The sequence below is a fragment of the Rhizobium sp. CFBP 8752 genome (assembly GCF_014842035.1).
In the GTDB taxonomy this organism is placed as follows: Bacteria; Pseudomonadota; Alphaproteobacteria; order Rhizobiales; family Rhizobiaceae; genus Neorhizobium; species Neorhizobium soli.
In genome coordinates this window covers 2,207,548-2,233,603 of record NZ_JACYUZ010000001.1, presented here as the reverse complement: position 1 = coordinate 2,233,603, position 26,056 = coordinate 2,207,548, and the positions used below count along the sequence as shown (strand labels likewise).

The following is a 26,056-nucleotide window of genomic DNA, read 5'->3' as shown; positions in this document are numbered from 1 at the left end:
CAGGCTGCGACGCGGGGACCGGTCATTTGAATGCCGGGCCTTTATAGCTTTGGTCCACCCATGGCGAAAGCCAGAACTTGCCTTTGGCGCCAGAACCGGTATTTACGTGTACGTCAACGTAAGTTGAGAAAATGGAAGCGTGCTTTGCGCGAATGACAAGCCGGAAGACGTTTTCGCGCCTCGACAAGCGGGATCGCTTTTGACAAGACAGAAACAGACCTACTGCGCCGGCGAGGGGCCGGCATCGGAGTTTGCAATGGACGCCCAAGACCTTTCCGCCAACCCGCTTCCCGAACGTGAAAGCATGGAGTTCGACGTCGTGATCGTTGGCGCTGGCCCGGCAGGCCTGTCGGCTGCGATCCGCTTGAAGCAGGTCAATCCGGATCTGACGGTGGTCGTTCTGGAAAAAGGCGCCGAAGTCGGTGCGCATATTCTTTCAGGCGCCGTGGTCGATCCGTCGGGCATTGATGCGCTCCTGCCCGGCTGGCGGGAGGAAGAGGGCCATCCCTTCAAGACCGAAGTAACCGACGACCAGTTCCTGCTGCTCGGTCCCGCCGGCTCGATCCGCCTGCCGAACTTCGCCATGCCGCCGCTCATGAACAATCACGGCAATTACATCGTCTCGCTCGGCAACGTCTGTCGCTGGCTTGCCGAAAAGGCCGAAGCGCTGGGCGTCGAGATCTATCCCGGCTTTGCTGCCGCCGAAGTGCTCTACAATGACCAGGGTGCCGTAATCGGTGTCGCAACCGGCGACATGGGGATCGAGAAGAACGGCGAGCCGGGTCCTGCCTATACCCGCGGCATGGAACTGCTCGGCAAGTACACGCTGATCGGCGAAGGCGTGCGTGGCTCGCTAGCCAAGCAGCTGATCGCGAAATTCGATCTCGCCAAGGATCGCGAACCGCAGAAATACGGCATCGGCATCAAGGAACTTTGGCAGGTCAAGCCGGAGAACCACAGACAAGGCCTCGTCCAGCACTCGTTCGGCTGGCCGCTCGGCATGAAGACCGGCGGCGGCTCCTTCCTCTACCACCTGGAGGATAACACGGTCGCGGTCGGCTTCGTCGTCCACCTCAACTACAAGAACCCCTATCTCTACCCGTTCGAGGAATTCCAGCGGTTCAAGACGCATCCGGCCATCCGGGGCACGTTCGAAGGCGGCAAGCGCCTGTCCTACGGCGCGCGCGCGATTACCGAGGGTGGCTACCAGTCGGTGCCGAAACTGTCCTTCCCGGGCGGCGCGCTGATCGGCTGTTCCGCCGGCTTCGTCAACGTGCCCCGCATCAAGGGTTCGCACAACGCGGTCATCTCCGGCATGCTCGCCGCCGACAAGCTGGCCGCAGCGATTGCTGCCGGCCGCGCCAATGACGAGCCGGTCGAGATCGAGAACGAATGGCGCCAGACGGCGATCGGCACCGATCTCAGGCGCGTGCGCAACGTCAAGCCGCTCTGGTCGAAGCTCGGAACCGGTCTCGGCGTCGCGCTCGGCGGTCTCGACATGTGGACCAACCAGCTGTTCGGCTTCTCGTTCTTCGGCACGCTGAAGCACGGCAAGACCGATGCGCAAAGCCTGGAGCCGGCGGCACAGCACAAAAAGATCGACTATCCGAAGCCTGATGGCGTGCTGACCTTCGACCGTCTTTCGTCAGTGTTTCTGTCGAACACCAACCACGAGGAAGACCAGCCGGTCCATCTCAAGGTGAGGGATATGGACCTGCAGAAGCGCTCCGAGCTCAAAGTCTATGCGGGCCCCTCGACCCGCTACTGTCCCGCCGGGGTCTATGAATGGGTGGAGAAGGACGGCGAAGAAGTCTTCGTCATCAACGCCCAGAACTGCGTCCACTGCAAGACCTGCGACATCAAGGACCCCAACCAGAACATCGTGTGGGTCCCGCCACAGGGCGGCGAGGGGCCGGTGTATCAGAATATGTGATCCTTGAGGTGCCGAGGGAGACCAGAGCAACCGCTGTGCGTTCGATTGGACGCACAGCGATCTAGAGAGGCGCCTCCGCACAGTCCCGGATGCAAATCGCTGCACTGGTTTGCTGGGAGCGCTTCAGACTCAGGTCCAGCCACGGCCGAACCGGTGGGCGACAGCGTTCAGCCGCTTGTCCCGTGTCCAAAGCAACAGATCCGGCGTCAACAACAGAGACGCCACGAGATGCGAGTCACAATAGCCGATGCCTGAGCTGGACAGTTTCTGTGTCCGTATCATTGCCAGAACCTCCGCATCTGACGCTGTTACGGATTTCGGCAGCCGATGCAGATAGCCGATGATTACATCGTATTAGCGCATGTTCCCCAGCGCCAGTTCCCCGATCACATGCGGATGAGTGCAGACCTGTCCATTCTCCAGCAGAGCAATCAGCCTCGGGTCTGGTTTGCCGAGATGGTCGGCCCAGATGACTGTATCGACCAGAATCACTGCTCGTCCGGCCGCCAGCGGGGCGCTGATCTGAAGTCTGGTTCCGTTCCGCCCAGAAGAGCAAGGCGCCGTGCAGCTTCGTTTTGAACGAGAAGCGTAAGCGCCTTCTTGACGATCGCCGATGTCTCCTGAAGACCGGTCAGTTCCTTTGCATCGATAAGCAGTTCATCATCGATGGTGATCGTCGTTCGCATGGTCAGTCTCCCTTCGCATGAAAAATAACATCAGATGATGCGCTTAACAACGTCGCGTGCGCCTGTGGGCGTGCACGGTGTTGTCGGTGCAAATACGCCATGGAACTCGCTCGATCCGCATCCGCCTTATCACTTCATTAACCATAATATCCGTAATTCTTGGTCATCTTCTCGACTCGCCAAGGACACATTCATGTCGATTTCCCGTCGCGGCCTGCTGGTCGGTTTGCCGCTTCTGCTGGCCGGCTGCGCTTCCACTTATCCAGAACAGCGCAACTATGCGGCGCTTCCAGGCGAGGCTTTCCCCTTGTCACCGGTGCCAATCGATCGGATCAGGCCCGAACTGCGCCGGACCGAAGTCGACTATGTCAGCTCCTACGAAGCGGGTACCGTCGTCGTTGATACGCCTGCGCGCCGGGCCTACTACATCCTCGGCGGCGGCCGGGCGATCCGTTACGGCGTCGGTGTCGGCCGCGCCGGTCTTGCACTCTCCGGAAACGCCTATGTGGGCCGCAAGGCCGAATGGCCGACCTGGACGCCGACGGCCAACATGCAGCGCCGCGAACCGCGCTACCGGGCGCTCGCAGGCGGCATGCCGGGCGGCCCTAACAACCCGCTCGGCGCCCGTGCGATGTATCTTTACCGCGGCGGCAACGATACGCATTTCCGCATCCACGGCACCAACCAGCCGGATTCGATCGGTCACGCGATGTCGAGCGGTTGCATCCGCATGATGAACCACGACGTCATCGATCTTTTCCAGCGCGTCCAGGTCGGCGCAAAGGTCGTCGTCATCCAGGCGAGTGCCTGATCCAAGCCGCAGCCATCCGTAAGAAGCCTGCCGTCACTGTCGTGGCGGCGGGCCTTTTCGCATGTGGATGTTATGGGTGGACGTGAACACCCGTCAGCGTGATTTCCAGGCGACGACCATCAGGCCGCCGATCACGGTGATATGCTCCATCACCACGTAGAACTCGAGCGTCTTGAACGGCTCTTCCATCGTCCAGAAATGGTGGACGATCGGAATCGTCAGCGCCGTGAACACGCCGAGCGCGCCGGCACCGAGCCAGGTCCAGCGGTTGAGGATGATAAGCGCCGAACCCACCAGCTGGGTGATGATGACGGCCACGTTGAAGGCGAATGCCGGTTCCAGCCCGAACTGCGTCATCTCCGCGACGCCGGCCGGAAAATCGATGAGCTTGGAAAGCCCGCTTCCCCAGAACATGAACGTCAGGACGGCTCGGGCCAGATACCCGAACCATGTGGACCCGGTCACGATATCCAGCGGATTTCCGAATGTATTGGACTGCGATGTCGCCATAAGAACCCCCTTTGCGCGTACCCGCCTGGACCATAGCTCCAAACGGCAAACGTGATAAGGTGTAAGTTTTTATCGATACACCTTATGGGGTGTGTGTTGCTGCGTGGTCAGAAGCCGGACAGAACCAGCTTGCCTCGCGTCGTGCCGCTTTCGATCCTGGCGTGGGCCTTCTTGAGGTTTGCCGCATTGATCGGGCCGATCACGTCGGACAGCGTCGTGCGGATCTTGCCGGCATCAACCAGTTCGGACACATGATTGAGCAGCTTGTACTGTTCGATCATGTCGGCGGTCTGGAACACCGGCCGAACGAACATCGTCTCCCAATGGATCGACAAAGCCTTGCGCTTGAACTGGCGGATATCGATCGGCTCCTTCGGGTCGTCGATCAGCCCCAGTCGTCCCTGCGGCGCGATCATTTCCAGGATGTCGTTGATGTGATCGGAGGTTTCCGTCGTCGAGAACACGAAGGCGGGGTTGCCGATCGCCATCCCGGCGATCTGTTTTGCCAGCGGCTTGGAATGGTCGAGAACATGGTGAGCGCCGAGCGTGCGGATCCAGTCCTGTGTTTCCGGCCGCGAGCCGGTGCCGATCACCGTCGCGTCGGTCAGTTCTCGCAGCAACTGGATGGCGATCGAGCCGACACCACCGGCGCCGCCGATGACCAGAACCGCATTCCAGGCGCTCGCCACCTTGTCCTGCACCTTCATCCGGTGAAACAGCGTCTCGTAGGCGGTGATGGCGGTCAACGGAAGGGCGGCGGCCTCCTCAAAGGAGAGGCTGGAAGGCTTCTTGCCGACGATCCGCTCGTCGACCAGATGCAGTTCCGCATTGGTGCCGGGACGGTTGACCGCGCCCGCGTAAAACACCTCGTCACCCGGCTTGAAGAGTTTCACATCCGGCCCGACCGCTTGCACCACGCCGGCTGCATCAAAGCCGAGGATGCGGTACTGGCCGGCTTCGACAGGCTGCAACCGGCGCTGCTTGGTATCGACAGGATTGACCGAGACGGCCTTGATCTCGACCAGCAGGTCGCGCCCCTTGGGCTCGGGCTCCGGCAGCTCGATGTCGAGAAGGGCGTTTTCGGATGTGATCGGCAGGTTTTCGCTAAAACCGACAGCGCGCATGGAATCTCCTCGTCAAGCTCAGGGCATCGAGGACGATACATCGCGCGTAACGACGGCAACGGCAAGGCGGCGCAGGCGAGCGCCGGTACGCTTTACCGAGCCGGCACTTTCTGGCTCAGGCCGAGGGCTTTGCCTCACGTTCCAGAGCGACCGACACGCCGAAGACGCAGAGCCCGATCAGCGAAAGTACCGCACCGACATAACCGGTTGCCTGAAAACCCCAGCCCCAGGCGATGACGAGCCCGCCGAGCCAGGCACCGAGTGCGTTGGCGATGTTGAAGGCCGAATGGTTGGAAGCGGCCGCCAGCGTCTGGGCGTCGGCGGCCACATCCATCAGCCGCGTCTGCAGCGCCGGGCCGCAGGCAAATCCGCAGCCGACCAGGAAGACGGTGATATAGAGCATGACAGGGATATGCGCGAAGGTCGCAAAGGCCAGCATCACGGCCACGTAGAACACCATCGTTCCGCCGATCGTGCCCTTCAGCGAAATGTCGGCAAGCCTCGAGCCGACAATATTGCCGACATTCATGCCGATGCCGAACAGGGCGATGACGATCGACACCATGGTGACCGGAAGCCCGGCCGTTTGCGTCGTGGTGGAGGCGATGTAGCTGAACACCGAAAACATGCCGCCGAAACCGACCGAGGCAATGCCGAGCGTCAGCCAGACCTGGGTCTTGCCGAATGCGCTGAGTTCGCGGCGAATGCTGGCGCCTTCCTGCACCTTGTCCCTCGGCTGGAAAAACCAGACGAGTGCCACGGTCAGGAGACCGATGAAGCCGACAAGGTAGAAGGCGGAGCGCCAGGACAGCATCTGGCCCATGAAGGTGGCAAGCGGCGTGCCGAGCAGCGTCGCGATCGTTAGACCCAGCATGACGCGGCCGACGGCGCGGGCGCGCTTGTTGGGCGGCACCATGGAGGCGGCCACCAGCGAGGCTACCCCGAAATAGGCCCCGTGCGGCAGGCCGGTGACGAAGCGCAGCGCGGTAAAGCTCCAGAAACTTGGCGCCATCGCCGACAGGATGTTGCCGACCGCAAAGACACCCATCAGAGCCAGAAGCAGCGTGCGGCGCGGCAGCCGCGCCGATAGAATTGCGATGATCGGCGCGCCGATCACCACACCCAGCGCATAGGCGCTGATCACATAGCCCGCCGTTGGGATGCTGACCTGATACGTCTCCGCCACATTCGGCAGCAGGCCCATGATGACGAACTCGCCGGTACCGATTCCGAAGCCGCCGACGGCAAGCGCGAATTCGATCAGAAGGACGGCGAGGGGGGAAAGGCTGGTTTTCGGGATGCTGTCGTCAGGTCTGGTGTTGGCCTTGGCATCGGGCACGTGTCGGACTGCGGTGTCTGTCATGGTATCGCATCTGTTGGAAAAGCGGACGGGTACGGCTCGAAGCGAGCGCGTCCGGGAGCAAATGATGGGGCTTTGAGGCAGTTGAATTGACGGCAGATTAGCACGTGATTGTGCAGCGCGGTAGGCTTTTGACAAAAACCAACTGTACCACAATCGTGCAATCGCCATTCGGTGCCGTTGATATCTGCCGCTGCCTCACCATTTTCCACCCTGTCGTTATCCGCCGCCCTCGAGCACCTGGTCCCTTGTCGATGAAACTACATGCCGTTTTCAACCGCGATGGCGGGACTTTCCGAACCACGGATATGGACGCTTACTGCGACCACGCCCTGAAGACCTTCCGGGCTGCCGGCCACGAGATCGAGTGCGAGGTTGTTGCCGGCGACAAGGTCGTCGAGACGATGGAAAAGGCAGCCTCGATGCCCGGCGTCGAAGGACTGATCGCCGGCGGTGGCGACGGCACGATTTCCGCGGCGGCGGGCATTGCCTGGAAAAGCGGTATCGTTCTCGGCGTGGTGCCGGCCGGCACGATGAACCTGTTTGCCCGTTCGCTGAAACTGCCGCTCGACATCTGGGAAGTCCTCGACACGTTGGCAGAGGGTACGCCCGAAGCGATCGATATCGCCAGCGCCAACGGAAAAAGCTTCGTGCACCAGTTTTCCGCTGGCCTGCATGCCCGGATGGTGCGCTACCGCAACTCGATGAATTTTGCCTCGAGGCTCGGCAAGATGCGGGCAAGCGCAAGGGCTGCGATCGGCGTCATGTTCAACCCGCCGGAATTCGAGATGGAATATGTCGTCGATGGCAAGCGCACTTCGCGCAAGGTGTCGGCCATCTCGGTCTCGAACAACGAGTTCGGCACCGATCCTCTGATGTTTGCCGATGACCTGACCAGCGGCCATCTGGGGTTCTACCTCGCAGAACCGATGAAACCGTCCGGGGTCGCAAAACTCACCTTCGACATCCTGCGCGGCAAGCTCAAGGAAAACGCCGCGGTCACGGCGATGACGGCAACAGAACTCGAACTGCACTTTCCTCGCCACCGCCGCGACGTCAGCTGTGTCATCGATGGCGAACTCCTGCCGATGAAGCGGGACGTGACGCTGAAGATCCATGCCGGCGAACTGAAGGTTCTGGTTCCCGGACAGAATACGGCTGCAGGACGCGAAAATGCCGCTGCGAATATGTCGCCGGAACCGTCTACGGTCTGATCGGCGCTGAACGCGGCAATGTCGAACGCTCAGACAGCGATCGACGTCAGCGGTGGCGGCGTGCCGGCGGCGGCGGCTTCGATATCGACGGAATTGGCTGCGTTCGAGCGCACCGTCACCGCATTGGATGCGAGCTGCACGCCGGCGGCCTTGCAGGCGGCCAGCAGCCGCGTCATCGCTTCGCGCTTCAGGATGCCCGGATTGCCGGGCAGGCAGGTAAACTTGAAGCGCACGATCATCGCCGTTTCGGTGATGTCCTGGATACCCTGCATCTTCAGCGGAATGAGGAACTGCGGCCCAAATTCCGGATCCTCCAGCATGCCCAGCCCCACCTTCTTGGCGGCACGGCGGATGGTCTCGGCATCGCTGTCGCGCTCGAAGCGGAGCTGGAACTTGATCGTTCCCCAGTCGCGGCTGAAATTGGTGACGGAGCTGATCTGCCCGAAGGGAATGGTGTGGATGGGTCCGTTGTGATGGCGCAGCCGCACGGAGCGCACGGTGATCTGCTCCACGGTCCCCTGCAGCTTGCCCGTATCGATGTACTCGCCAATCCGGAAGGCATCGTCGACAATAAAGAAGATGCCGGAAACGACGTCCTTCACCAACGCCTGAGACCCGAACGAAAGCGCAAGCCCGAGCACTCCGAACCCGGCCAGCAGCGGCGCCACGTTGATGCCGAGCGAACTGAGGACGATCAGCGAGCCGACCGCGAGAACCGCACCGAGAACCAGGTTGCGGATCACCGGCAGCGCCGTCGTCAGACGGCTTGTCTGCTTCTTGTCCGCTTGCTCGTCTTCCTGGCCGGGCAGCATCACGGTCTGCGGTGGGGCGATCGTCTCGGCGTATTTCCACACCAGCGTGTAGACGGCCCAGCTTGCGACCACGGCAAAGCTCAGCCGCTCCAGCCAGAGGATCCAGCCGGTCGCAATGTCGCCGCCGCTGGTCATCAGCGGCCACCAGAGCGCGGTGATCAGGTGCAGGCCGCCGATCCACACAGCGCCCGAGCACACCACGCGAAGGCTGGCGAGCACGGATGACCAAAGGCCCGCCCCATGGGTGGTTTCCCAGTGCCGCTCGAACTCGTCCACCACGTGGTGGGCACCGAGTGCGAACACCGGCAGGAGCAGCAGGATGACCTGAGTCGAGCCGGCCGCGAAACTCCAGCGGGCACTGTCCGGCGAGCCGATGATGACCGACCCGAAGAACCAGATGAAGATGGCCGAAACGACATAGAAATCCGGAAGCAGGTTGCCGATGACGCGCCGGACGGGGCCCGGGCTTGAGCCTTTGAACGCAGCGCGGATGCCGGCGCGGCCGCCCCAGAACCAGGTTAGCTTGAGCAGCGTCAGCAGGGTGCCGCCGATCAAGAACCACCCGTCGAGTGAGGCCCGGTCCAGGCCCAGCCAGTTCCACAGCCGCATGGTCTCACCAAACAGGGCGGTGATCACCCCATAGGCGGTGAGCATATGGAAATGCCATAGCGGATTGCTGATCGCGAACAGTGTTTCGCCGCTCTCGTCGGGCCGAAACAGGAACCGTCCCACCGCCATGTAGACAAGCAGGATCAGGGTGAAGGCAATGGCGGCCTGGCAGACCTGGAAGGCAGCCGTCGTATCCGCGAGCATCGTCAGCAGGACCCACCGGGCGACACCGAGAAAAATCGCGATCGACAGCAGATCGCCGACCAGGCGCTTGAAGAAGCGACGGAACTTGCCGGCGATGTGACGGGCCCGCAAATGGCTGTGTCGCAGCAACTGCGCAAACAGAAGCCGCACGCTGAGCGCCGCGGCGCCGCCCGCCAAAAGCGAAAGCAGCGCCACCATCGCAATCCGGCCGTTCGCAATGCCCTCGGCATCCAGATGCGTGGTCGTCATGCCCACCATGGTGGACAGGGCCTGCAGCCCCGCAATCGCCGTCGTGAAACCTTGGGACGAGGCATCCGAAAACCGCTCCCAGCTGGCCATGCCCATGTTGGCCGCTTCCATTTCCGGCGTCATCTGCATCGTATCAGCGCTGGTTGCGGTGGCAGTGCCAGAGGTCGTGTCCGATGCGGAGGTCGCGGGGTGTGCAGCGGCGCCGGTGGTTGTGGTCGCGGTCTCCACCTGAACCGTCAGCGGTCGGCCCGTGCGGGCCGCAAGATCCAGCACCTGCTGCACGTCGGCGGCGGTCTGACCGGGCTTGAGGACGACGGTCAGCGGCGCGTCCTGCGACCACATCGGAGATGCGGTCAGGAGAAGGCCGAGAAAGGCTGCTGCGGCAGCTCGGCAGAACGGCATCAGCGTCTCCATCGGCCAAGCGGCCCTTGCGCGTCCGCGCCGCGCCTGGCGCCTGACGTCCTTTTGCAACCCCTGCAGGCTCGCAGGCAGGTTCCATCATATGGCGAAGATCGTCGTTCCGCCAGCCGCCCGCCGATGGATGCTGGATCCTAGATTCGAGGCAGATAGGTCTGGTAGTCGAAGTCGCTGACGGTCCGCAGGAAGGTGATCGCCTCCTTGCGCTTCGTGTCGCCGAAGAGCGTCTGGTATCGCTTTCCGAACACGTCCCGGATGAAAGGCGAGGCAGCAAAATCCTCGACCGCGGTGAGGAAATCATGGGTGAGGCGTTTCGCGTCAGCTGGGGGTTTTTGGCCGGGCTCCGTTGCCGGACCGGGATCGAGATCCGCTTCGAGCCCTAGGAGCATGCCGCCGAGAATGGCGGTCAGCAGCAGGTATGGATTGGCATCGGCACCGGCAACGCGGTGCTCGATGCGCGCGGCAGGACCGTTCGCGTCCGGAATGCGGACGGCCGTTCCGCGATGGCCGAAGCCCCAGTCGATATCGACGGGCGCAAACGAATCGGGCTGAAAACGCCTGTAGGAGTTTGCAAAGGGCGCAAACACGAGCTGCGCATCACGCATTGTGTTGAGCAGGCCGGCGGTGACGGATCGCAGTTTCGCAGGGTCGCCGCCCTTGGCGTCGAGAATGTTGTTGCCGTCGGCATCGATGATGCTGGCATGCACATGCAGGCCGGACCCGGCATGATCCGAATAGGGTTTCGCCATGCAGGTGGATTTCAACCCGTGCTTTCTGGCCGCCTGTTCGACAATGCGTTTGAGGCAGATGCAGTCGTCGGCCGCCGCCAATGCATCCGCCCGGTGCAGAAGATTGATCTCGAACTGGCCGGGCCCGAATTCGGCCGTTGTCGCATCCGCCGGCAGGTCCTGATCATGCGCCCATGTGCGCACTGTCTGCAGGAAACCGTCGAGCGCATCGACTGCGCCCATGTCGTAGAGCTGGAAACCGTTCGGCTCGCCGCGATAGGCAAGTTTTGCCGGCGGCCGCGGACGTCCGGTGTCGCGCCAGTCATCCTCTAGCACGTAGAATTCGAGCTCGGTCGCCACGACCGGCGTAAGCCCAAGCTTCGAAAAGCGCTCAAGCACACCGGCCAGAATCGCACGCGGATCCATGAAGCTCGGCTGCCCGTCCATCTCGTGCATGGTCGCAAGCACCTGCTTCGAGCCCGACGGGCCCCAGGGCATCGGCGCAAGCGTGCGGCGGTCCGGAATGCACAGCCCGTCGGGATCGCCGATCGAGATCGAAAGGCCGGTCAGCTCGTCATTGTCGCAGCCCCAGATATCGAGCGACTGGGTGGAAGAGGGTAGCCGCACCGTTCCATCCCAGATCTTCTTTTCGGCCGTCATCGGAATGCGTTTGCCGCGCAGGTCGCCGTTCATGCCGACCAGCATGATTTCGATATGGGGCTCGGCTGCGGTCTCGGTCATGAAGCATCATCTCGATGGTTGCGCTGCCTCGTTGGTAGCCGATAAGAATTGGTCGCACAATCTGAGCCGCGTCTAAGCCCTGAGGGAAACCGCATGAACGAGAAGCCGACGATCTCCAATCTCGCCGCGATCGATGCCGCCCACCACATTCATCCGTTTTCGGACATGAAAGAGCTGAACGCCAAGGGCACGCGAATCATCGAACGGGCCGAAGGTCGCCATATCTGGGATTCGACCGGCAAGAAGTATCTCGACGGCTTTGCGGGCCTCTGGTGCGTCAACGTCGGCTATGGCCGAAAGTCCATCGCGGACGCTGCCTACCGTCAGATGCAGGAATTGCCCTATTACAACAGCTTCTTCGGCACCACGACGCCGCCCGCCATTCTGCTTGCCCAGAAGATCGCGTCGCATGCGGGGCCGCACATGAACAGAGTGTTCTTCACCAATTCCGGATCAGAGGCCACCGACACTTGGTTCCGCATGGCCCGCGTCTACTGGAAGGCGCTCGGCATGCCGGAAAAGACGCTCGTGATCGCGCGGCGCAACGGCTACCACGGTTCGACCGTCGCCGGCGCCTCGCTCGGCGGCATGAAGCTGATGCACGAACAGGGCAACCTGCCGATCGACGGCATCCACCATATCGGCCAGCCCTACTGGTATGCTGAGGGTGGCGATCTTTCGCCGGAGGAATTCGGCCTGCAAGCAGCGCGCGAGCTTGAAGCCAAGATTGATGAACTGGGCGAAGACAAGGTTGCCGCCTTCGTTGCCGAGCCGATCCAGGGCGCCGGCGGCGTGATCATTCCGCCGGATACCTACTGGCCGGAGATCTCGCGCATCTGCAAGGCCCGCAACATTCTGCTCGTGTCCGATGAAGTCATCTGCGGCTTCGGCCGGCTCGGCTCCTGGTTCGGCTACCAGCATTACGGCTTTGAGCCCGATCTCGCGCCGATCGCGAAAGGCCTGTCCTCCGGCTATCTACCGATCGGCGGCGTGCTGGTCTCCGACCGGGTCGCGGATGTGATGGTCAACGAGGTCGGCGACTTCTTCCACGGCTATACCTATTCGGGCCACCCAGTGGCCGCAGCAGCCGCGCTCGAAAACCTGCGAATCATCGAAGACGAAGGTCTGGTCGAACGGATCCGCGACGATATCGGACCCTATTTTGCGAAAGGCTGGAAAAGCCTTGAGGCGCATCCGGTCGTCGGACAGGCCGATTGCGTAGGCTTGATCGGCGGCCTTCAGCTTGCAGCCGACAAGGCGACCCGGCGGCGCTATGCCAAACCCGACGATATCGGCTCGCTCGTGCGCAACCACTGCCTCGAAAACGGGCTGATCATGCGCGCCACGGCAGACCGCATGCTGGCATCGCCGGCCTTCACAATCACCCGCGGGGAAGTCGACGAAATGGTCGAGACGCTGTCAAAGGCTCTGGATCACCTCGCAGAAACCGTGGCGGAATAGGGTCAGTCCGGGAGATCGACAACTGCCATGGCGAATGGGTACTGGTCGCCTTCGTGTCCCCAGGAATAGGGAAAGCGCAGGATGACAGGGTTTGCCGAGAGTCCTTCGAGCCCCTGCGTCTTCAAATAGCGGCCAAAGACGGTTTTAAACCCGTCCGGCATTGTGCCATCCGCACGGCGCCAGACAAAGACTGCCTTGCGATAGGCGGAGACTGCCGTGGTCACCATGCCGGCCGGCTGGTGCGAGACGACAACGGTCGTATCGGGCAGGTTGAAACGCATATTTCCGGCCAGATGCCCATCGGCGGCAATGATCAGCACCGAGCGTGGGTCGGAACCATCGGTTGCGAGTTCCGGCTTTATCTGCTTCGCCAACTTGTCGAAAGGAATATTGACGTAACCGTAGTTGCGCGTGAAAGGGTCGATCGCCACTCTCCCAAACAGGATCAGGGGAACAATCACCATGATCGCCGCAGCAGTGACCCAGAGGCGCTTGAGCGGCATCGATATGTCGATCCCGGCTGCGTCGATCTTCAGCGTCAGGTAAAGCGGCAGAATCAGCAGCAGCGGCGTGAGCCAGCGGTCGCGCACGTCATCCACGCCGCCGAACAGGACCATGCCCAAAAGGACGGCCATCACGAATGCCAGGATGCGACCGGCAAGCCGGCTCCAGTCGTCGTCGGCCCTCATGACCGTCGAAAGCTTTTCACGCAGCGAGATGGCGAACACCGCTGCGGTGAGGGCCATGAACCCGGTCGATGACAGGAGCAGAGATCGCAGTCCGCGGGAGATCGCTGCGAGCGTACCGGCGTCAGCGCTGATGAGTTTGTCCACCGACCGGCTGCTGGCCGCCTCGAAATTGTCGAGCAGCCAGACGGCATGCGGGGCAACGACAAGCAGCGCCACCAGGCCGCTCAAAAGGATGCGCCAGTCCAGCACCCGGTCTCGAAACCGGCTTACCATCAGCACTGCAAGCATCGCGCAGAGCGGAAGAAGGACAAAGTTGTACTTGGTCATTCCCCCGATTCCCGTGGCGAGCCCGAACAGAAGGAACGAGGCAAGCGTCGGAACGGATAAGAGCCTGAACAGCGCAAACAGGAAGAGCGAACTGCCGAAGATCGCCGCCACGGTGTGGCTGAGGTCCCGTTGCGCCTCGAACGAGACCTGCGGGATGGTCAAAAGACCGAGCACCGCCACCACCGCGAGGCGCTTGTCCTTCAAGACCTGTCGGGCAGCGAGGAAATAGAAGCCGTAAGCACCGAACAGAAGCAGGTTCTTCAGTCCCGACAAGGTCGGCATCGACATGCCAAAGAGATGAACCGCGAGGTATTGCAGCCAGTTGTAGATCGGCGGCTGGGTGCCGTATCCGGCCAGCAGCCATTGCGACAGATAGGCCTGTTCGCCTTCGTCAAGCTCCAGCGCATGCGGAAGAACCAGACGCACCCCCATATTGACCAGAAAATAGAGCGCCAGGACCGTGAAAAACGTGCGGCCGCGGGAAAGCCGGTCCGCGGAGACCCTGACAGTGGAGAAATGTGAACCCTCAAGGCTATGCAAAAGGTTTTCTCCAGGTCCGCCGGTGACGAAGACTGAATAATTCAGGCGCGATTGTCTGTCTGGCGTATCATGCCGTGCCCGCAGATCAAGCGGCAAGCCAGCGTGCCGGCGGCTCTTTCGACGTGTTTTCTCAGAATATCGCTGAGTGTGTCACGGCTGCGGCGTAGCGTCACTCGAGTCGACACCCTCGTGGACTGCCCTGACGATATAGGAGAGCGACGCGCCGTCACGGTAATAGATGCGGGCGATCATTTCGGCGAGGATGCCGGTGGTGATCATCTGCACCGAGGACAGGAACAGCATCACACCGATCATGAAGAGCGGACGTGTACCGATATCGTTGCCCAGAATGAACTTGTCGATGAACAGGTAAAACAGGATCAGCGCCGAAAGCGCACCGAGGCCAAGGCCGAGCGATCCAAAGAAATGCCCCGGCCGCGCCTTGAAGCGCATGAAGAACATCACCGACAGAAGATCGAGGATGACGCGGAAGGTGCGCGAGATCCCGTATTTCGAAACGCCGTGCTGGCGGGCGTGATGGGTGACAGGCATTTCGCCGATCCGCGAGCTCGGCACGACGCCCGCAACCCAAGCCGGGATAAAGCGGTGCATCTCGCCCATCAACTGGACCTGCTTGATGACAGCCGAGCGATAGATTTTCAGCGAGCAGCCGTAGTCATGCAGGCGGACGCCGGTGATGCGGCCGATCAGCCGGTTGGCGATAAAGGAAGGCACCTTGCGCAGGAACAGCCCGTCCTGGCGGTTCTTGCGCCAGCCGACCAGCAGGTCGAGTTCGCGTCGCTCGAGTTCGGCGACCATCGAAGGAATGTCTTTGGGGTCGTTCTGCAGGTCGCCGTCGAGCGTCGCGATCAGCCGGCCGCGCGCCTCGGTAATACCGGCCTGCATCGCTGCCGTCTGTCCAAAATTGCGCTGCAGCTCGATGATCCGCAGGATGAGACCCGAACGCGACAGCGAAAGCTTCGCATTGGCGATCGTCGCGTCGGTGCTTCCGTCGTCGACCAGGATCAGTTCCCATGCCGAGGGATAGGTGGCCATGGCGGCGCAGATCCGCTCGATCAGCGGACCGACGCTTTCCTCTTCGTTGAAGAGCGGCACGACGAGGGAGAGTTCGACCGGTGTAACGGTGCCGATCGTACCATCAAGCGTGCCATCGATCGTACCGGCCGCCGAACTTGCTGTTGTACGCACCTTGTGTTTCTCCTAGAAACTCGGGAAACCTCGGGCGTGACGATCCGCCGGCATGGCGGCCGCAGTCTCTGCGCCTTGGTCTTAATGCTTGACCCGAAACCTCGTATTGGGCCCCCTGATATATGAAGAATTCTCCGGTTTCCAGCCGCAGACCGTGGATAATTCGCCACGCCATGACGCTTGGCACAGTTGCGATCGTGGCCCTCTACGCCGCCTTCATCCACTATGTCTGGGGCTGGGGCAGGGTCGTTTCATTATGGAGCGCCGCCGGGTGGGGAACGGCTGCTTTAGCGCTCGCGCTATTGCTTGCGACCTATGTGCTGCGCACCTGGCGGATCTACGATTATTTCCCGCGCGAAACCGGTGGTCGTTTCGGCACGTTGCTGCGGCTCGTGCAGGTTCATAACCTTCTCAACATCATGCTGCCCTTCCGCTCGGGCGAAGCAAGCTTCCCGCTTCTGATGCGGCGCGAGTTCGGCGTTTCTCTCACCCGCGCAACGGCAGCGCTTCTCGTCATGCGGCTGTTCGATCTGCACGCCCTGCTGGCCGCAGCCGGCATAGGGCTCGTGCTGCAGACGGGTGGGGCTAGGGGTGCACTCTGGGCCTGGGCGCTATGGGCCGCGTTTCTCCTCCTGCCGGCGATCGCCTTCGTACTGCGCGGACACGCCTTCAAGCTCGCGGAAAAGGTGCTTCCGCCAAAGGCGAAGAAGCTGCTCGACGAGATCAAGGCCGGTCTGCCGCTCGATGTAAACGCGTTTGCGCGAGCCTGGGGCGCGACGCTCGTCAACTGGTTCACAAAGATCGCGGTTCTCGCCTGGGTTCTCGGCCTGCTCGGCGGTCTCTCGATCGGGCCTGGCTTCGGCGGCGCGCTCGGCGGCGAGCTGTCATCGGTGCTCCCCGTCCACGCCCCGGCCGGCGTCGGCACCTATCCCGCCGGCATTACCGCGGGAGCCATCGGCTTCGGCGCAGATGCGGGTGGATTGGCACTGGAGGAACTCGGCCAAGCCGCGGTCAACACCCATCTCCTCGTCATCGTCTCGTCACTGATCGGCACCGCACTGTCACTGCTGGCAGCACGGCCGAAGAGGGGGGATTGATCAGGCGAAAGACGAAAGCGGAACCGCGAGGTTCCGGACCGCCCGATCGGTACTCTGATCCAGCTTGCGCACGAGGCTTTCATTGGCGGTTACGAATTGCAACCCTTCACGCTGGGCAAGGGCCAAGTACAGGCAATCATAGGCGGGATGGTCTAACCGCGCGGCAAGCTCGATCGCCGACAGCCAGATCGGCAGCATTTCCCGAAGCTGCAGATCCGATCCCTCGATCATCAGAGCGGCAAACCGTGCCTCTGGCAGGGACAGCTCCCGGCGTCGCACCTTCTTCCAGAAAATGTTGGCACATTCCGCCAGGATGAGATCGGGCGCCGCCAACTCATGTCGGTTCAACAGGGTCATAGCCTGCGGGGTGCCCGGCTCTTCCACGACCCATTTGACGGCGACACTCGCATCGACCACGTAAAGGGTCATCGCTCGTTGCGTCCCTCGCGCTGCAGCACTTCCGATGGCGTGTGATCGCGGTCTGCCGTCAGCCTGCGAAATTCTTCCGCCAGCGTCTCGAAGGTTGGACGGCTGTGGCGGGGTCCGTCCCATCCCGTTCCCTCCCCATCGTTCAGGGCACGCAGCCGACGCTCGCCTTCCACGAAGTGACGAAGAACGTCCTCGACGGTTGCCGTTTCCGGCAGGCCGATGATTTCCTTCGCCTCAATCAGTAGGTCATCATTGACTGTCGATGTCGCGCGCATTGCAGCCTCCATGCACGCAAAAGTGTATACGCGATTTGACCCTCTGTCACTGGAAAGCCGTCTCGTAAAAGCTTCGCAGCTTGCGCGAATGCAGCGTCTCAGTGGGCATCGCCGCCAGTTTCTGCACGGCACGGATGCCGATCTGCAGATGCTGGCTGACCTGGGTCCGGTAGAACGCCGTCGCCATGCCGGGCAGCTTCAGTTCGCCATGCAGCGGCCGGTCGGAGACGCAGAGCAGCGTTCCATAGGGCACACGGAACCGGAAGCCGTTTGCGGCAATCGTTGCCGATTCCATGTCGAGCGCGATCGCTCTCGACTGCGAAAGCCGCTTTACCGGCCCGCGCTGGTCGCGCAGTTCCCAGTTGCGGTTGTCGATCGTCGCGACCGTGCCGGTGCGCATGATCCGCTTCAGCTCGAAACCCTCGTAGCCGGTCACTTCCTCGACGGCGCTTTCCAGCGCCTGCTGCACTTCGGCTAGCGCCGGGATCGGGATCCACACGGGCAGGTCGTCATCGAGCACATGGTCTTCGCGAACATAGGCGTGGGCAAGCACGTAATCACCCAGCCGCTGGCTGTTGCGCAGGCCCGCGCAGTGGCCCACCATCAGCCACGCATGCGGACGCAGCACGGCGACATGGTCGGTGATCGTCTTGGCGTTGGAAGGCCCGACGCCGATATTCACGAGAGTAATGCCGGAATGATCGCCTTTCTTGAGGTGATAGGCCGGCATCTGCGGCATCCGGATCGTGCCCGGGTTCTCCGGCCGGTCGTTGCCGGCGGTGGTGAGGATGTTGCCCGGCTCCACGAACTCCGTATACCCGTCGCCACCTTCCGCCATCAGCTTGCGCGCCCAAGCGGCGAATTCGTCGATGTAGAACTGGTAGTTCGTGAACAGCACGTAATTCTGGAAATGCTCTGCCCCGGTCGCGGTATAATGGCTGAGCCTTGCCAGCGAATAATCGATGCGCTGCGCGGTAAACGGCGCAAGCGGCGCAGGCTCGCCGAACGGGGCCTCGTATTCGCCATTGGCGATAAGATCGTCCGTATTGTTGAGATCCGGCGTGTCGAACAGGTCGCGCATCGGGATGTCGGCCATCGCGTTGCTGACGGACGACTCGATATGCGCGCCTTCGCCGAATGCGAAATGCAGCGGGATCGGTGTCGTCGATTCCGACACGATCACGGGAACGCCGTGGTTGCGAATGAGCAGATCGAGCTGCTCGATCAGGTAATGGCGAAACAGTTTCGGCCGGGTCACCGTTGTCGTGTAGACGCCGGGGGACGTCACGTGGCCATAGGAGAGACGCGAATCCGCATGGCCGAACGACGTGGTCTCGATCATCACCTGCGGATAGCAGGCGCGGTATCGACCAGTCACGGCCGCACCCTTCGCAAGTGCGCCGAAGGCATCGATCAGGAAGGACGTGTTGCGCTCGTAAAGCGCTGTCAGCGCGTCGACGGCTGCTTCCGCATTGTCGAAAGCCTGCGCCGCGACAGGGCTCGGGCTGATGAAAGCAAGGGCGGGGAGTGAAGAGATTCGTGTGTTCATGCGCTATTATAATGGGAAGTTTTCGACAATCAAACGACACCTGCCGAGGATAACAGCCTGAAACGCGCCGGCGCGATGCGACTGCGAAGTTAAGACTGCGATCCCGGCCCACCGATATCGAGGTGAATGACGGGATCGCCGAGGCAGACGCTGCTGCGGCTTTCGCGACGATAGCGTCAGAGACGCGTCCAGGTCTGCGACTTGCAGAGGATCTTCATCACGCAGCCCTTCATCTTGAGCGAATTGCCGCTAACCGAGCCGGAGCCGCTATAAGTCTTGTCCGCCTCGGGATCGGTAATCTCGCCGGTATAGTCGCTGCCTTTAGGCGAAAGCTTGCCGATCTGCCGTCCCGCATGCTTGCCGGTTTTCAGCGTCACGCAGAAGGCGCCGCCGCATTTGCCGATCTCGGCCGTCTCGCCGCTCGCGGTCTTCCAGTTGCCCTCGATCGCTTCTGCCGCATGGCCGGTGCCGGCTATGCCGAAGGCGAAGAATGAGAAAGCAGCTGCGAGTATCGAAATGCGCTTCATGATGGTTTTCCCTCCCGGAGCCGGCGCTCCCGCACCGGTCATATGTCTGAGCGTTCGCACCTCCTCGCGCGAACAGCGGAAAATCTAGCTTACGCACACGTAAAGGTAAATATCCTGAGCCTGCGCATGGGGCGGAATATCAGCCGAATCTCCCGCCGTTTTCGCCGAGCGACGCGCGTTTATTTCGACGCGATGAAAACGCGACCCGAATTCGTGGTGAAGAAAGGGTTGAAATCCAGATCTGAATTTTTCGTAAAAATGTCCGCAAAACCCTTAATAGCCAAGGGCCGCGATGTTTAACAAAAAACCAAGTTTACCAAGCGTTTGCACTTTGTTTTCAGCAAATTAATCATGCTTTTTAGGCGCTTTTTGCAAGCTTTGGCCGATACTCAAATCATCAAAGAGCGGCACAAACCGCCACCCGGAAGGGCCGACAAACAAGCTGCACAAGACAGCGACGGTCCCGACGGAAAACAGGGCAGACGACAAGAACAACGTTCTCGAAACAGGGATACGAACCGATGGCACGCTTTGAAATGAATGCTTCCGAAATGGCCACCATGGGTGGCGAGGCTCGCGCAGACGTTCTCTGCGACATGGGTCTGATGTATGCGACCGGCCGGGGTTGCCCGGTCGATCTGGTCTCTGCCCACAAGTGGCTGAACATTGCCGCGATCAAGGGCTGCGACCGCGCCGCCGAATTGCGCGCCGATCTCGCCGCAACGATGAGCAAGATGCAGCTGGCAGAAGCCCTGCGCGCAGCCCGCGAATGGATGACCATCCACTAACGCGCAAGCGCATATTCAATCATGCGACCGGCCCACAAGAAGACCGGCGATCAAGAATACGGGCCTACCAGAGAGAAAACGGGATGGAGACGCGGCGCGAACCGGAGCTGTTCCCGGCAACAAGCCGCAGCCGCTGAAGATCAAAAGACCGCGACCGGCAGAAACAAGGCCGGCGCGGTCTTTTTCTGTTCTAGATACCCTTCAGAACTTTCGGCAACTTCTCTTCCAGCAATGCCATATCCTGCTCCGGTCCTGCGCTGATGCGGATGCAGCGGTTGAGAGGTGCCACGCCCGGCATACGAATGAAGACGCCGTGCTCCATCAGACCGTCGACGATCGCCCGCGCATGGGTACCATCGCGGCCGCAGTCGATCGCCACGAAATTGGTCGCCGATGGCAGCGGCTCGAGCCCGTTGGCCCGGGCGATCGCCGAGATCCGGTCGCGAGACGCTTTGATCTTGTCGATCACCTCAGCCAGATACTCCTGGTCTTTCAGTGCCGCCAGTGCTGCTGCCACGCCGACCCGGTTCATGCCGAAATGGTTGCGGATCTTGTCGAACGCGGTGGCGTTGTCGGGCGTCGAGATGGTGTAGCCGACCCGCGCGCCCGCCAGACCGTAGGCCTTGGAGAAGGTCCGGGTGCGGATGATGTTCGGCAGGTCGATCAATGCCGAAAGCTTCGGCGTTGCGCCATCGGGCGCCGTTTCGCAATAGGCCTCGTCCAGCACCATCAGGCAGCTTTCCGGCAGGCCCCGCGCGAAGGACACGATCTTTTCGGCGTCATTCCAGCTGCCCATCGGATTGTCGGGATTGGCGAAATAGACGAGCGGCGCGTTTTCGCGGATGACGGCGTCCATCAGGGCGTCGAGATCTTCACGATCGTCGCGGTAGGGCACTGTTACCAGCTTACCGCCATGGCCGGCCACATGAAAGTTGAAGGTCGGGTAGGCGCCGTAGGAGGAGACGACAGGCATTCCGGGCTCGATCACCATCCGCACGATCTGGCCGAGCAGACCGTCCACGCCTTCGCCGATCGCAAGGTTTTCGGCGTTGCAGCCAAGATGCGCGGCAAGCGCCTGCTTCAGCTGGTAATTCTCCGGGTCCGAATATTTCCAGCTGTTGGCAGCTGCGGACTTCATGGCTTCGATGACTGACGGGGCAGGGCCGAACCCGTTCTCGTTGGCGCCAATTCGGGCTTGCACGGCACGCCCTCTGGCGCGCTCAATGGCCTCGGGGCCGACAAAGGGAACGGTCGCGGGAAGAGCGCCGACGAGAGGCGTGAAGCGCGAGAATGAAGACATGATATCAGGATCCGGTTCAAAAAGTCCGCACACAATAGGGGGCTTTGAACGGCGTGCAAGGGCGGACAAGGCCGCTGATGGCGTGCATGGAGCAAAACTATGCCCCTGACGACGACCCGGCTTAGTGGCTCGTTTCGAACGAAAGCCGGATGACGTGATGCAGGAATTCCGCATCGATCAGCATGTTGAAGGCGACCGTGACCTTCTCCTCTTCGCGACGCATCACGGTGCAGCCGATTTCGTCGTGAATGCCGAGGATTTCTAGGAAGAAGTTGGCCGGTACCGGCAGGCTTGGACTGACGTCCAGTTCGGCGCCATAAAGAGAGATTGTCCGGATCAGGCATCGGAAGGCGGTATTGGTCGAGAGATGGTGTCCGACAAAGATGATCCGGCCAGGCCGGTCTATCGTAAACTTTTCAAATGCCCGATCGCCCGTATGAGCATGGTCGTGTGCGGTATCCTTCATCATCGTACCCGGCAGATCGCCTCCCTTGTTCTCGTCCTCGACTATGACTTTATTCCTCTTTTTATGAATCATTCTGAAACAGATGGATAAAATGCCGCTGATCTGCGCGTTTTCGTCGCGTCATGATCACGCGTTGCGCAAGTTGCACCGTTAGTGTGCCGAAATCGGGCTGTTGACGGGTCGCCGGGGCGGCGCTACCCCTGCAGCCGCGAGTTTTTCGCGATGGGAGCAGGGCGTGGCAGCAGGTAGATTGGTGATCGTCGGGGCAGGGCAGGCCGGGTTCGCGCTCGCCGCCAAGCTGAGAGCGCTGAAGGATGAGCGGCCGATCACGATGATTGGCTCCGAAGATGTCATTCCCTATCAGCGGCCGCCACTGTCCAAGAAGTACCTGATGGGCGAGATGAGTTTCGACCGCCTGACGTTTCGCCCGGAAACCTGGTTTGCGGAACACGATGTCGAGCTCCGGCTCTCGACCTTTGTCGAAGAAATTGACCGGGATGCAAAGACGATCCGAATGCAGGACGGGTCTGTCCTCGAATATGAACATCTGGCGCTGACCACCGGCTCGACGCCGCGCACCCTTCCAGCCAGCATCGGCGGTGATCTCACGGGTGTCTTTACCGTCCGTGACAAGCGCAACGCCGATCTCCTCGCCGACGAGATGAAGGCAGGTCGCCGGCTTCTGATCATCGGCGGTGGCTATATCGGCCTCGAAGCCGCAGCTGTCGCCCGCCATCTCGGGCTTGAAGTGACGCTCATCGAGATGGCTGACCGCATTCTCCAGCGAGTCGCGTCGAAGGAAACCGCCGACGTGATGCGGGCCATTCATGCCGAGCACGGTGTCGTCATCCGGGAAAAGACAGGCCTTACCCGCCTGATCGGCGAGGACGGCCGGGTTCGCGGGGCCGAGTTGTCCGATGGCACGGTCATCGATATCGATTTCGTCATCGTCGGTATCGGCGTCACGCCGAACGACCGGCTGGCGCAGCAATGCGGCCTCGACGTTGGCAATGGCATCCTCGTCGACGACTATGCTCGCACGTCCGATCCGGCAATCTTTGCCATGGGCGATTGCGCCATGCTGCCCTGGAAGGGCAACAATATCCGTCTCGAGTCGGTGCAGAACGCAGTCGACCAGGCCGAATCGGTTGCCGCGACCCTGACCGGGTCCGCAGAGCCCTACGAGGCAAAGCCGTGGTTCTGGTCCGACCAGTATGACGTGAAGCTGCAGATCGCCGGGTTCAACCTCGGCTACGACGAGACAGTGATGCGGCCGGGCAGCCGGGAAGGCAGCGTCTCGATCTGGTATTTCCGCGAGGGCCGCCTGATCGCGGTGGATGCGATCAACGACGCCAAGGCCTATGTGACCGGCAAGAAGCTGCTGGACAACGGCCTGACGGCCGACAAGGCGCTGATCGCCGATCCGGCGACCGACCTCAAGCAGTTGCTCGCGTAACAAAGACAGCATTTTCCTGGAGGAGACACCATGCCGGCACCGAAAAACGCCTTCAAGGCTCGTTTGCAAGCCGGCCTGCCGCAGATCGGCCTCTGGCTCAACATGGCCGAGCCGCTGCCAGCGGAAATTGCCGGCCATGCGGGTTTCGACTGGCTGGTCATCGACGGCGAACACGGCCCCAACGATCTCCGCAGCATCATGGCGCAGCTGCAGGCCCTGTCCTCCTCCTCATCGGAAGCCGTCGTTCGCCCGCCGATGGGCGAGACCTGGATGATCAAGCAACTGCTCGACATCGGCGCCCGCACGCTTCTGGTGCCGATGGTCGATTCCGCCGAACAGGCGAAAGCACTGGTTGATGCCGTCCGCTATCCGCCGGAGGGAAAGCGCGGCGTCGGTGCAGCCGTTGCCCGCGCCTCCGCCTTCAACGCGATCGCAGACTATACAGACACGGCTGCAGACGAGATCTGCCTTCTGGTGCAGGTCGAAACCATGGCGGCGATCGATGATATCGAGCGAATCGCGGAGGTCGAAGGCGTCGACGGAATCTTCATCGGCCCGGCTGATCTCTCCGCCGACATGGGTTTTCGCGGCCAGATCGGTGCACAGCAAGTGCAGGACGTGATCGAGAACGCGATTCGCCGAATCGTCGCCGCCGGCAAACCGGCCGGCATCTTGACCTTCGACGAAGAACTCAACCGCCGCTATCTCGATCTCGGCGCTACGTTCGTGGCCGTCGGTGCCGATGTCGCTCTCTATTCCAATGCGCTGAAGACGCTCGCCGGTCGCTATGGACGCGGTTCGGGCGGAGCAGGGCCTGCCAGCTACTGATTCCACGCCTATTCCGGTCTCGAATCGGGATCGGCCTGCGAAAGACCTTGCAATCGGCAACGTTCCGAAATAATCAGGCCGGACCGGAGAGGTGGCCGAGTGGTCGAAGGCGCTCCCCTGCTAAGGGAGTATACGGCAAAACCGTATCGTGGGTTCGAATCCCATCCTCTCCGCCATTCCCAAACTTCAAAATCCCAATCGATTTGCGATCCTGGACTCGCTGATGCGCGCGTAGTTCGCTGAACCTTGCGCGAAGCCTAAGTGGCTGCTTTCCAATGTGTTTCTTAACGATGTGTAAACTTTTAACGGTCGCCCGGGGTGCTTTTGTGCTCTTTCGGCAACACGGGTTTGTGAAGCAGGTGGGTAGAAGGTGCTGATGGCCAGTTCGCGATTGCATGCGCGGCCTGCATTTGTAATTTGAACCACGGAAGCGCGGCGGTGGTTCGTCCGTTTTCAAAGTCCCGGGGACGGGCAGGGAACGCTGGCCTTTAGCAAAAGACCCATCCCCATATGAAACTTTGACTGGAGGTCAAATATGAACATCAAGAGCCTTCTTCTCGGCTCCGCTGCAGCTCTCGCAGCAGTTTCCGGCGCCCAGGCTGCTGACGCGATCGTCGCTGCTGAGCCGGAGCCAATGGAATACGTTCGCGTTTGCGACGCTTTCGGCACAGGTTACTTCTACATCCCGGGCACGGAAACCTGCCTCAAGGTTGGTGGTTACGTTCGTTTCGACGCTAAGTACAACGACGCATACCGCCTCGACCGCGAGGGTCTCTTCACCAACACTCGCGCTCACATCTCGCTCGACACCGCTTCGGACACCGAATGGGGCGCTCTGAAGACCAAGATCGTAGCTCGCTTCGACTACAACCCTCAGTATGATGTCATCTCCGACACCAACGGCACTGACATCGGTTTCGATGGCAACAACACTCGCACTCGTCTGAACCAGGCTTACATCACTTGGGGCGGGTTCCTGGTCGGTCTTGCTGACTCGCAGTACTCGCAGTTCTCGGGCTACGCTGGCGACATCATCAACGATGATGTGATCTCCTACGGTCCTTTCGAACTCAACCAGGTTACCTACACCTTCGACGCCGGCAACGGCTTCAAGGTTGTTGCTTCGCTTGAAGACGACGGCGCGAACGACAACGACACTCCCGGTGGCGCAAGCGACTGGCCGGATGCAGTTCTTGGCGCTAAGTACGACAACGGCACGTTCGCTGCTTCGCTCGTCGGCGGTTACGATGAGTCGGCTGAAGAAGGCGCTGTAAAGGGCCGCATCTCCGGCAAGTTCGGCGCATTCTCGGCCTTCCTCATGGGCGGCTGGAACACAGACGGCGACACCAACAACAAGTACGCACCAGGTACCAACTATGGTGATGCTACGGTAGGTTGGGGCGACTGGGCTGTCTGGGGCGGTGCTGGCTACAAGTTCACCGACAAGGTTGCTGCTAACGTACAGGTTGGCTACACCGACTCCGAAGTTCTTGCTGCTTCCGCAAACGTCAAGTGGACCCCGGTTTCGGGTCTCCTGATCCAGCCGGAAGTTTCGTACACGAGCGTCGACAACGCGCAGATGGACGACGATCAGTGGACCGGTATGGTTCGCCTTCAGCGCACGTTCTAATCCTTATTTAAGGATTGTTTAACGGAAGGCCCGGCTCACGCCGGGCCTTTTGTCGTTCGTGGCACTGATTTTTCTGCGCGATCCGTC

The 26,056-nt window shown here is 61.2% G+C and carries 24 protein-coding genes and 1 tRNA gene; 10 read left to right on the top strand and 15 right to left on the bottom strand.

Features of this window, described 5'->3' with window-relative positions:
* The first annotated feature begins 256 nt into the window (after positions 1 to 256).
* Complete coding sequence (locus tag IFT59_RS10815) at positions 257 to 1,933, top strand: electron transfer flavoprotein-ubiquinone oxidoreductase (RefSeq protein ID WP_192086809.1); 1,677 nt, start codon at positions 257 to 259, stop codon at positions 1,931 to 1,933.
* A gap of 354 nt (positions 1,934 to 2,287) precedes the next feature.
* Here the strand turns inward: IFT59_RS10815 and IFT59_RS23095 are convergent, their stop codons facing one another.
* Positions 2,288 to 2,425, bottom strand: coding sequence for a hypothetical protein (locus tag IFT59_RS23095; RefSeq protein ID WP_249407523.1), 138 nt, complete (start codon positions 2,423 to 2,425; stop codon positions 2,288 to 2,290).
* Positions 2,422 to 2,619, bottom strand: coding sequence for a type II toxin-antitoxin system VapB family antitoxin (locus IFT59_RS10805; RefSeq protein WP_062453421.1), 198 nt, complete (start codon positions 2,617 to 2,619; stop codon positions 2,422 to 2,424). Before IFT59_RS10805 ends, IFT59_RS23095 begins: the two co-directional genes overlap by 4 nt.
* A gap of 193 nt (positions 2,620 to 2,812) precedes the next feature.
* Here IFT59_RS10805 and IFT59_RS10800 point away from each other — a divergent pair, with 193 nt between their 5' ends.
* A complete protein-coding gene (locus IFT59_RS10800) occupies positions 2,813 to 3,430 on the top strand; it encodes a L,D-transpeptidase (RefSeq protein ID WP_062453420.1) in 618 nt (205 codons plus the stop codon).
* Between the two features lie 93 nt (positions 3,431 to 3,523).
* Here IFT59_RS10800 and IFT59_RS10795 read toward each other — a convergent pair whose 3' ends face one another.
* From IFT59_RS10795 to IFT59_RS10785, 3 genes are all read right to left on the bottom strand, one after another.
* A complete protein-coding gene (locus IFT59_RS10795; protein ID WP_062453419.1) occupies positions 3,524 to 3,940 on the bottom strand; it encodes a DoxX family protein in 417 nt (138 codons plus the stop codon).
* Between the two features lie 107 nt (positions 3,941 to 4,047).
* On the bottom strand, positions 4,048 to 5,064 hold the full coding sequence (locus IFT59_RS10790) for a zinc-binding alcohol dehydrogenase family protein (protein WP_192086808.1): 1,017 nt from the start codon (positions 5,062 to 5,064) through the stop codon (positions 4,048 to 4,050).
* A gap of 115 nt (positions 5,065 to 5,179) precedes the next feature.
* The gene (locus tag IFT59_RS10785; RefSeq protein ID WP_062453417.1) at positions 5,180 to 6,427 is read right to left on the bottom strand and encodes an MFS transporter; all 1,248 of its coding nucleotides are present in this window, start codon (positions 6,425 to 6,427) and stop codon (positions 5,180 to 5,182) included.
* 251 nt (positions 6,428 to 6,678) lie between these two features.
* Here IFT59_RS10785 and IFT59_RS10780 point away from each other — a divergent pair, with 251 nt between their 5' ends.
* On the top strand, positions 6,679 to 7,638 hold the full coding sequence (locus IFT59_RS10780) for a diacylglycerol/lipid kinase family protein (RefSeq protein WP_092661778.1): 960 nt from the start codon (positions 6,679 to 6,681) through the stop codon (positions 7,636 to 7,638).
* Between the two features lie 29 nt (positions 7,639 to 7,667).
* On the opposite strand, the gene IFT59_RS10775 is transcribed toward IFT59_RS10780, so the two are convergent.
* Both IFT59_RS10775 and IFT59_RS10770 read right to left on the bottom strand, forming a co-directional pair.
* Positions 7,668 to 9,914, bottom strand: coding sequence for a mechanosensitive ion channel family protein (locus tag IFT59_RS10775; RefSeq protein ID WP_192086807.1), 2,247 nt, complete (start codon positions 9,912 to 9,914; stop codon positions 7,668 to 7,670).
* A gap of 149 nt (positions 9,915 to 10,063) precedes the next feature.
* Positions 10,064 to 11,398: a glutamine synthetase family protein gene (locus tag IFT59_RS10770; protein ID WP_192086806.1), complete on the bottom strand. Its 1,335-nt coding sequence runs from the start codon at positions 11,396 to 11,398 to the stop codon at positions 10,064 to 10,066.
* 93 nt (positions 11,399 to 11,491) lie between these two features.
* Here IFT59_RS10770 and IFT59_RS10765 point away from each other — a divergent pair, with 93 nt between their 5' ends.
* A complete protein-coding gene (locus tag IFT59_RS10765; protein ID WP_192086805.1) occupies positions 11,492 to 12,859 on the top strand; it encodes an aspartate aminotransferase family protein in 1,368 nt (455 codons plus the stop codon).
* Between the two features lie 2 nt (positions 12,860 to 12,861).
* Here IFT59_RS10765 and IFT59_RS10760 read toward each other — a convergent pair whose 3' ends face one another.
* Both IFT59_RS10760 and IFT59_RS10755 read right to left on the bottom strand, forming a co-directional pair.
* On the bottom strand, positions 12,862 to 14,415 hold the full coding sequence (locus IFT59_RS10760) for an ArnT family glycosyltransferase (protein ID WP_192086804.1): 1,554 nt from the start codon (positions 14,413 to 14,415) through the stop codon (positions 12,862 to 12,864).
* Between the two features lie 150 nt (positions 14,416 to 14,565).
* Entirely contained in the window at positions 14,566 to 15,591 is a 1,026-nt protein-coding gene (locus IFT59_RS10755; protein ID WP_192087140.1) for a glycosyltransferase, read from the bottom strand.
* A 155-nt stretch (positions 15,592 to 15,746) separates the two neighbouring features.
* Between IFT59_RS10755 and IFT59_RS10750 the strand changes: the two genes are divergently transcribed.
* Complete coding sequence (locus IFT59_RS10750) at positions 15,747 to 16,721, top strand: lysylphosphatidylglycerol synthase domain-containing protein (protein WP_192086803.1); 975 nt, start codon at positions 15,747 to 15,749, stop codon at positions 16,719 to 16,721.
* Here the strand turns inward: IFT59_RS10750 and IFT59_RS10745 are convergent, their stop codons facing one another.
* The 4 genes from IFT59_RS10745 to IFT59_RS10730 form a co-directional block, all read right to left on the bottom strand.
* On the bottom strand, positions 16,722 to 17,150 hold the full coding sequence (locus IFT59_RS10745) for a type II toxin-antitoxin system VapC family toxin (protein WP_192086802.1): 429 nt from the start codon (positions 17,148 to 17,150) through the stop codon (positions 16,722 to 16,724).
* Positions 17,147 to 17,425 carry a hypothetical protein gene (locus tag IFT59_RS10740; RefSeq protein ID WP_192086801.1) on the bottom strand — a complete coding sequence of 93 codons (279 nt, stop codon included), beginning with the start codon at positions 17,423 to 17,425 and terminating at the stop codon, positions 17,147 to 17,149. Before IFT59_RS10740 ends, IFT59_RS10745 begins: the two co-directional genes overlap by 4 nt.
* 46 nt (positions 17,426 to 17,471) lie before the next feature.
* On the bottom strand, positions 17,472 to 18,974 hold the full coding sequence (amn, locus tag IFT59_RS10735) for an AMP nucleosidase (RefSeq protein ID WP_062453407.1): 1,503 nt from the start codon (positions 18,972 to 18,974) through the stop codon (positions 17,472 to 17,474).
* 176 nt (positions 18,975 to 19,150) lie between these two features.
* On the bottom strand, positions 19,151 to 19,501 hold the full coding sequence (locus IFT59_RS10730; protein WP_192086800.1) for a DUF2147 domain-containing protein: 351 nt from the start codon (positions 19,499 to 19,501) through the stop codon (positions 19,151 to 19,153).
* 521 nt (positions 19,502 to 20,022) lie between these two features.
* Here IFT59_RS10730 and IFT59_RS10725 point away from each other — a divergent pair.
* On the top strand, positions 20,023 to 20,289 hold the full coding sequence (locus IFT59_RS10725; protein ID WP_062453404.1) for an SEL1-like repeat protein: 267 nt from the start codon (positions 20,023 to 20,025) through the stop codon (positions 20,287 to 20,289).
* A 190-nt stretch (positions 20,290 to 20,479) separates the two neighbouring features.
* Here the strand turns inward: IFT59_RS10725 and IFT59_RS10720 are convergent, their stop codons facing one another.
* Entirely contained in the window at positions 20,480 to 21,589 is a 1,110-nt protein-coding gene (locus IFT59_RS10720) for a pyridoxal phosphate-dependent aminotransferase (protein WP_192086799.1), read from the bottom strand.
* A gap of 121 nt (positions 21,590 to 21,710) precedes the next feature.
* Positions 21,711 to 22,055 carry a hypothetical protein gene (locus IFT59_RS10715; RefSeq protein WP_244474013.1) on the bottom strand — a complete coding sequence of 115 codons (345 nt, stop codon included), beginning with the start codon at positions 22,053 to 22,055 and terminating at the stop codon, positions 21,711 to 21,713.
* A 235-nt stretch (positions 22,056 to 22,290) separates the two neighbouring features.
* Between IFT59_RS10715 and IFT59_RS10710 the strand changes: the two genes are divergently transcribed.
* From IFT59_RS10710 to IFT59_RS10695, 4 genes are all read left to right on the top strand, one after another.
* Positions 22,291 to 23,511, top strand: a complete 1,221-nt coding sequence (locus IFT59_RS10710) for an NAD(P)/FAD-dependent oxidoreductase (protein ID WP_192086798.1) — start codon at positions 22,291 to 22,293, stop codon at positions 23,509 to 23,511.
* Between the two features lie 30 nt (positions 23,512 to 23,541).
* A complete protein-coding gene (locus tag IFT59_RS10705) occupies positions 23,542 to 24,339 on the top strand; it encodes an aldolase/citrate lyase family protein (protein ID WP_062453400.1) in 798 nt (265 codons plus the stop codon).
* Between the two features lie 85 nt (positions 24,340 to 24,424).
* Positions 24,425 to 24,515, top strand: a tRNA-Ser gene (locus IFT59_RS10700).
* A 359-nt stretch (positions 24,516 to 24,874) separates the two neighbouring features.
* Positions 24,875 to 25,969 carry a porin gene (locus IFT59_RS10695; protein WP_113166386.1) on the top strand — a complete coding sequence of 365 codons (1,095 nt, stop codon included), beginning with the start codon at positions 24,875 to 24,877 and terminating at the stop codon, positions 25,967 to 25,969.
* Positions 25,970 to 26,056 lie beyond the last annotated feature (87 nt).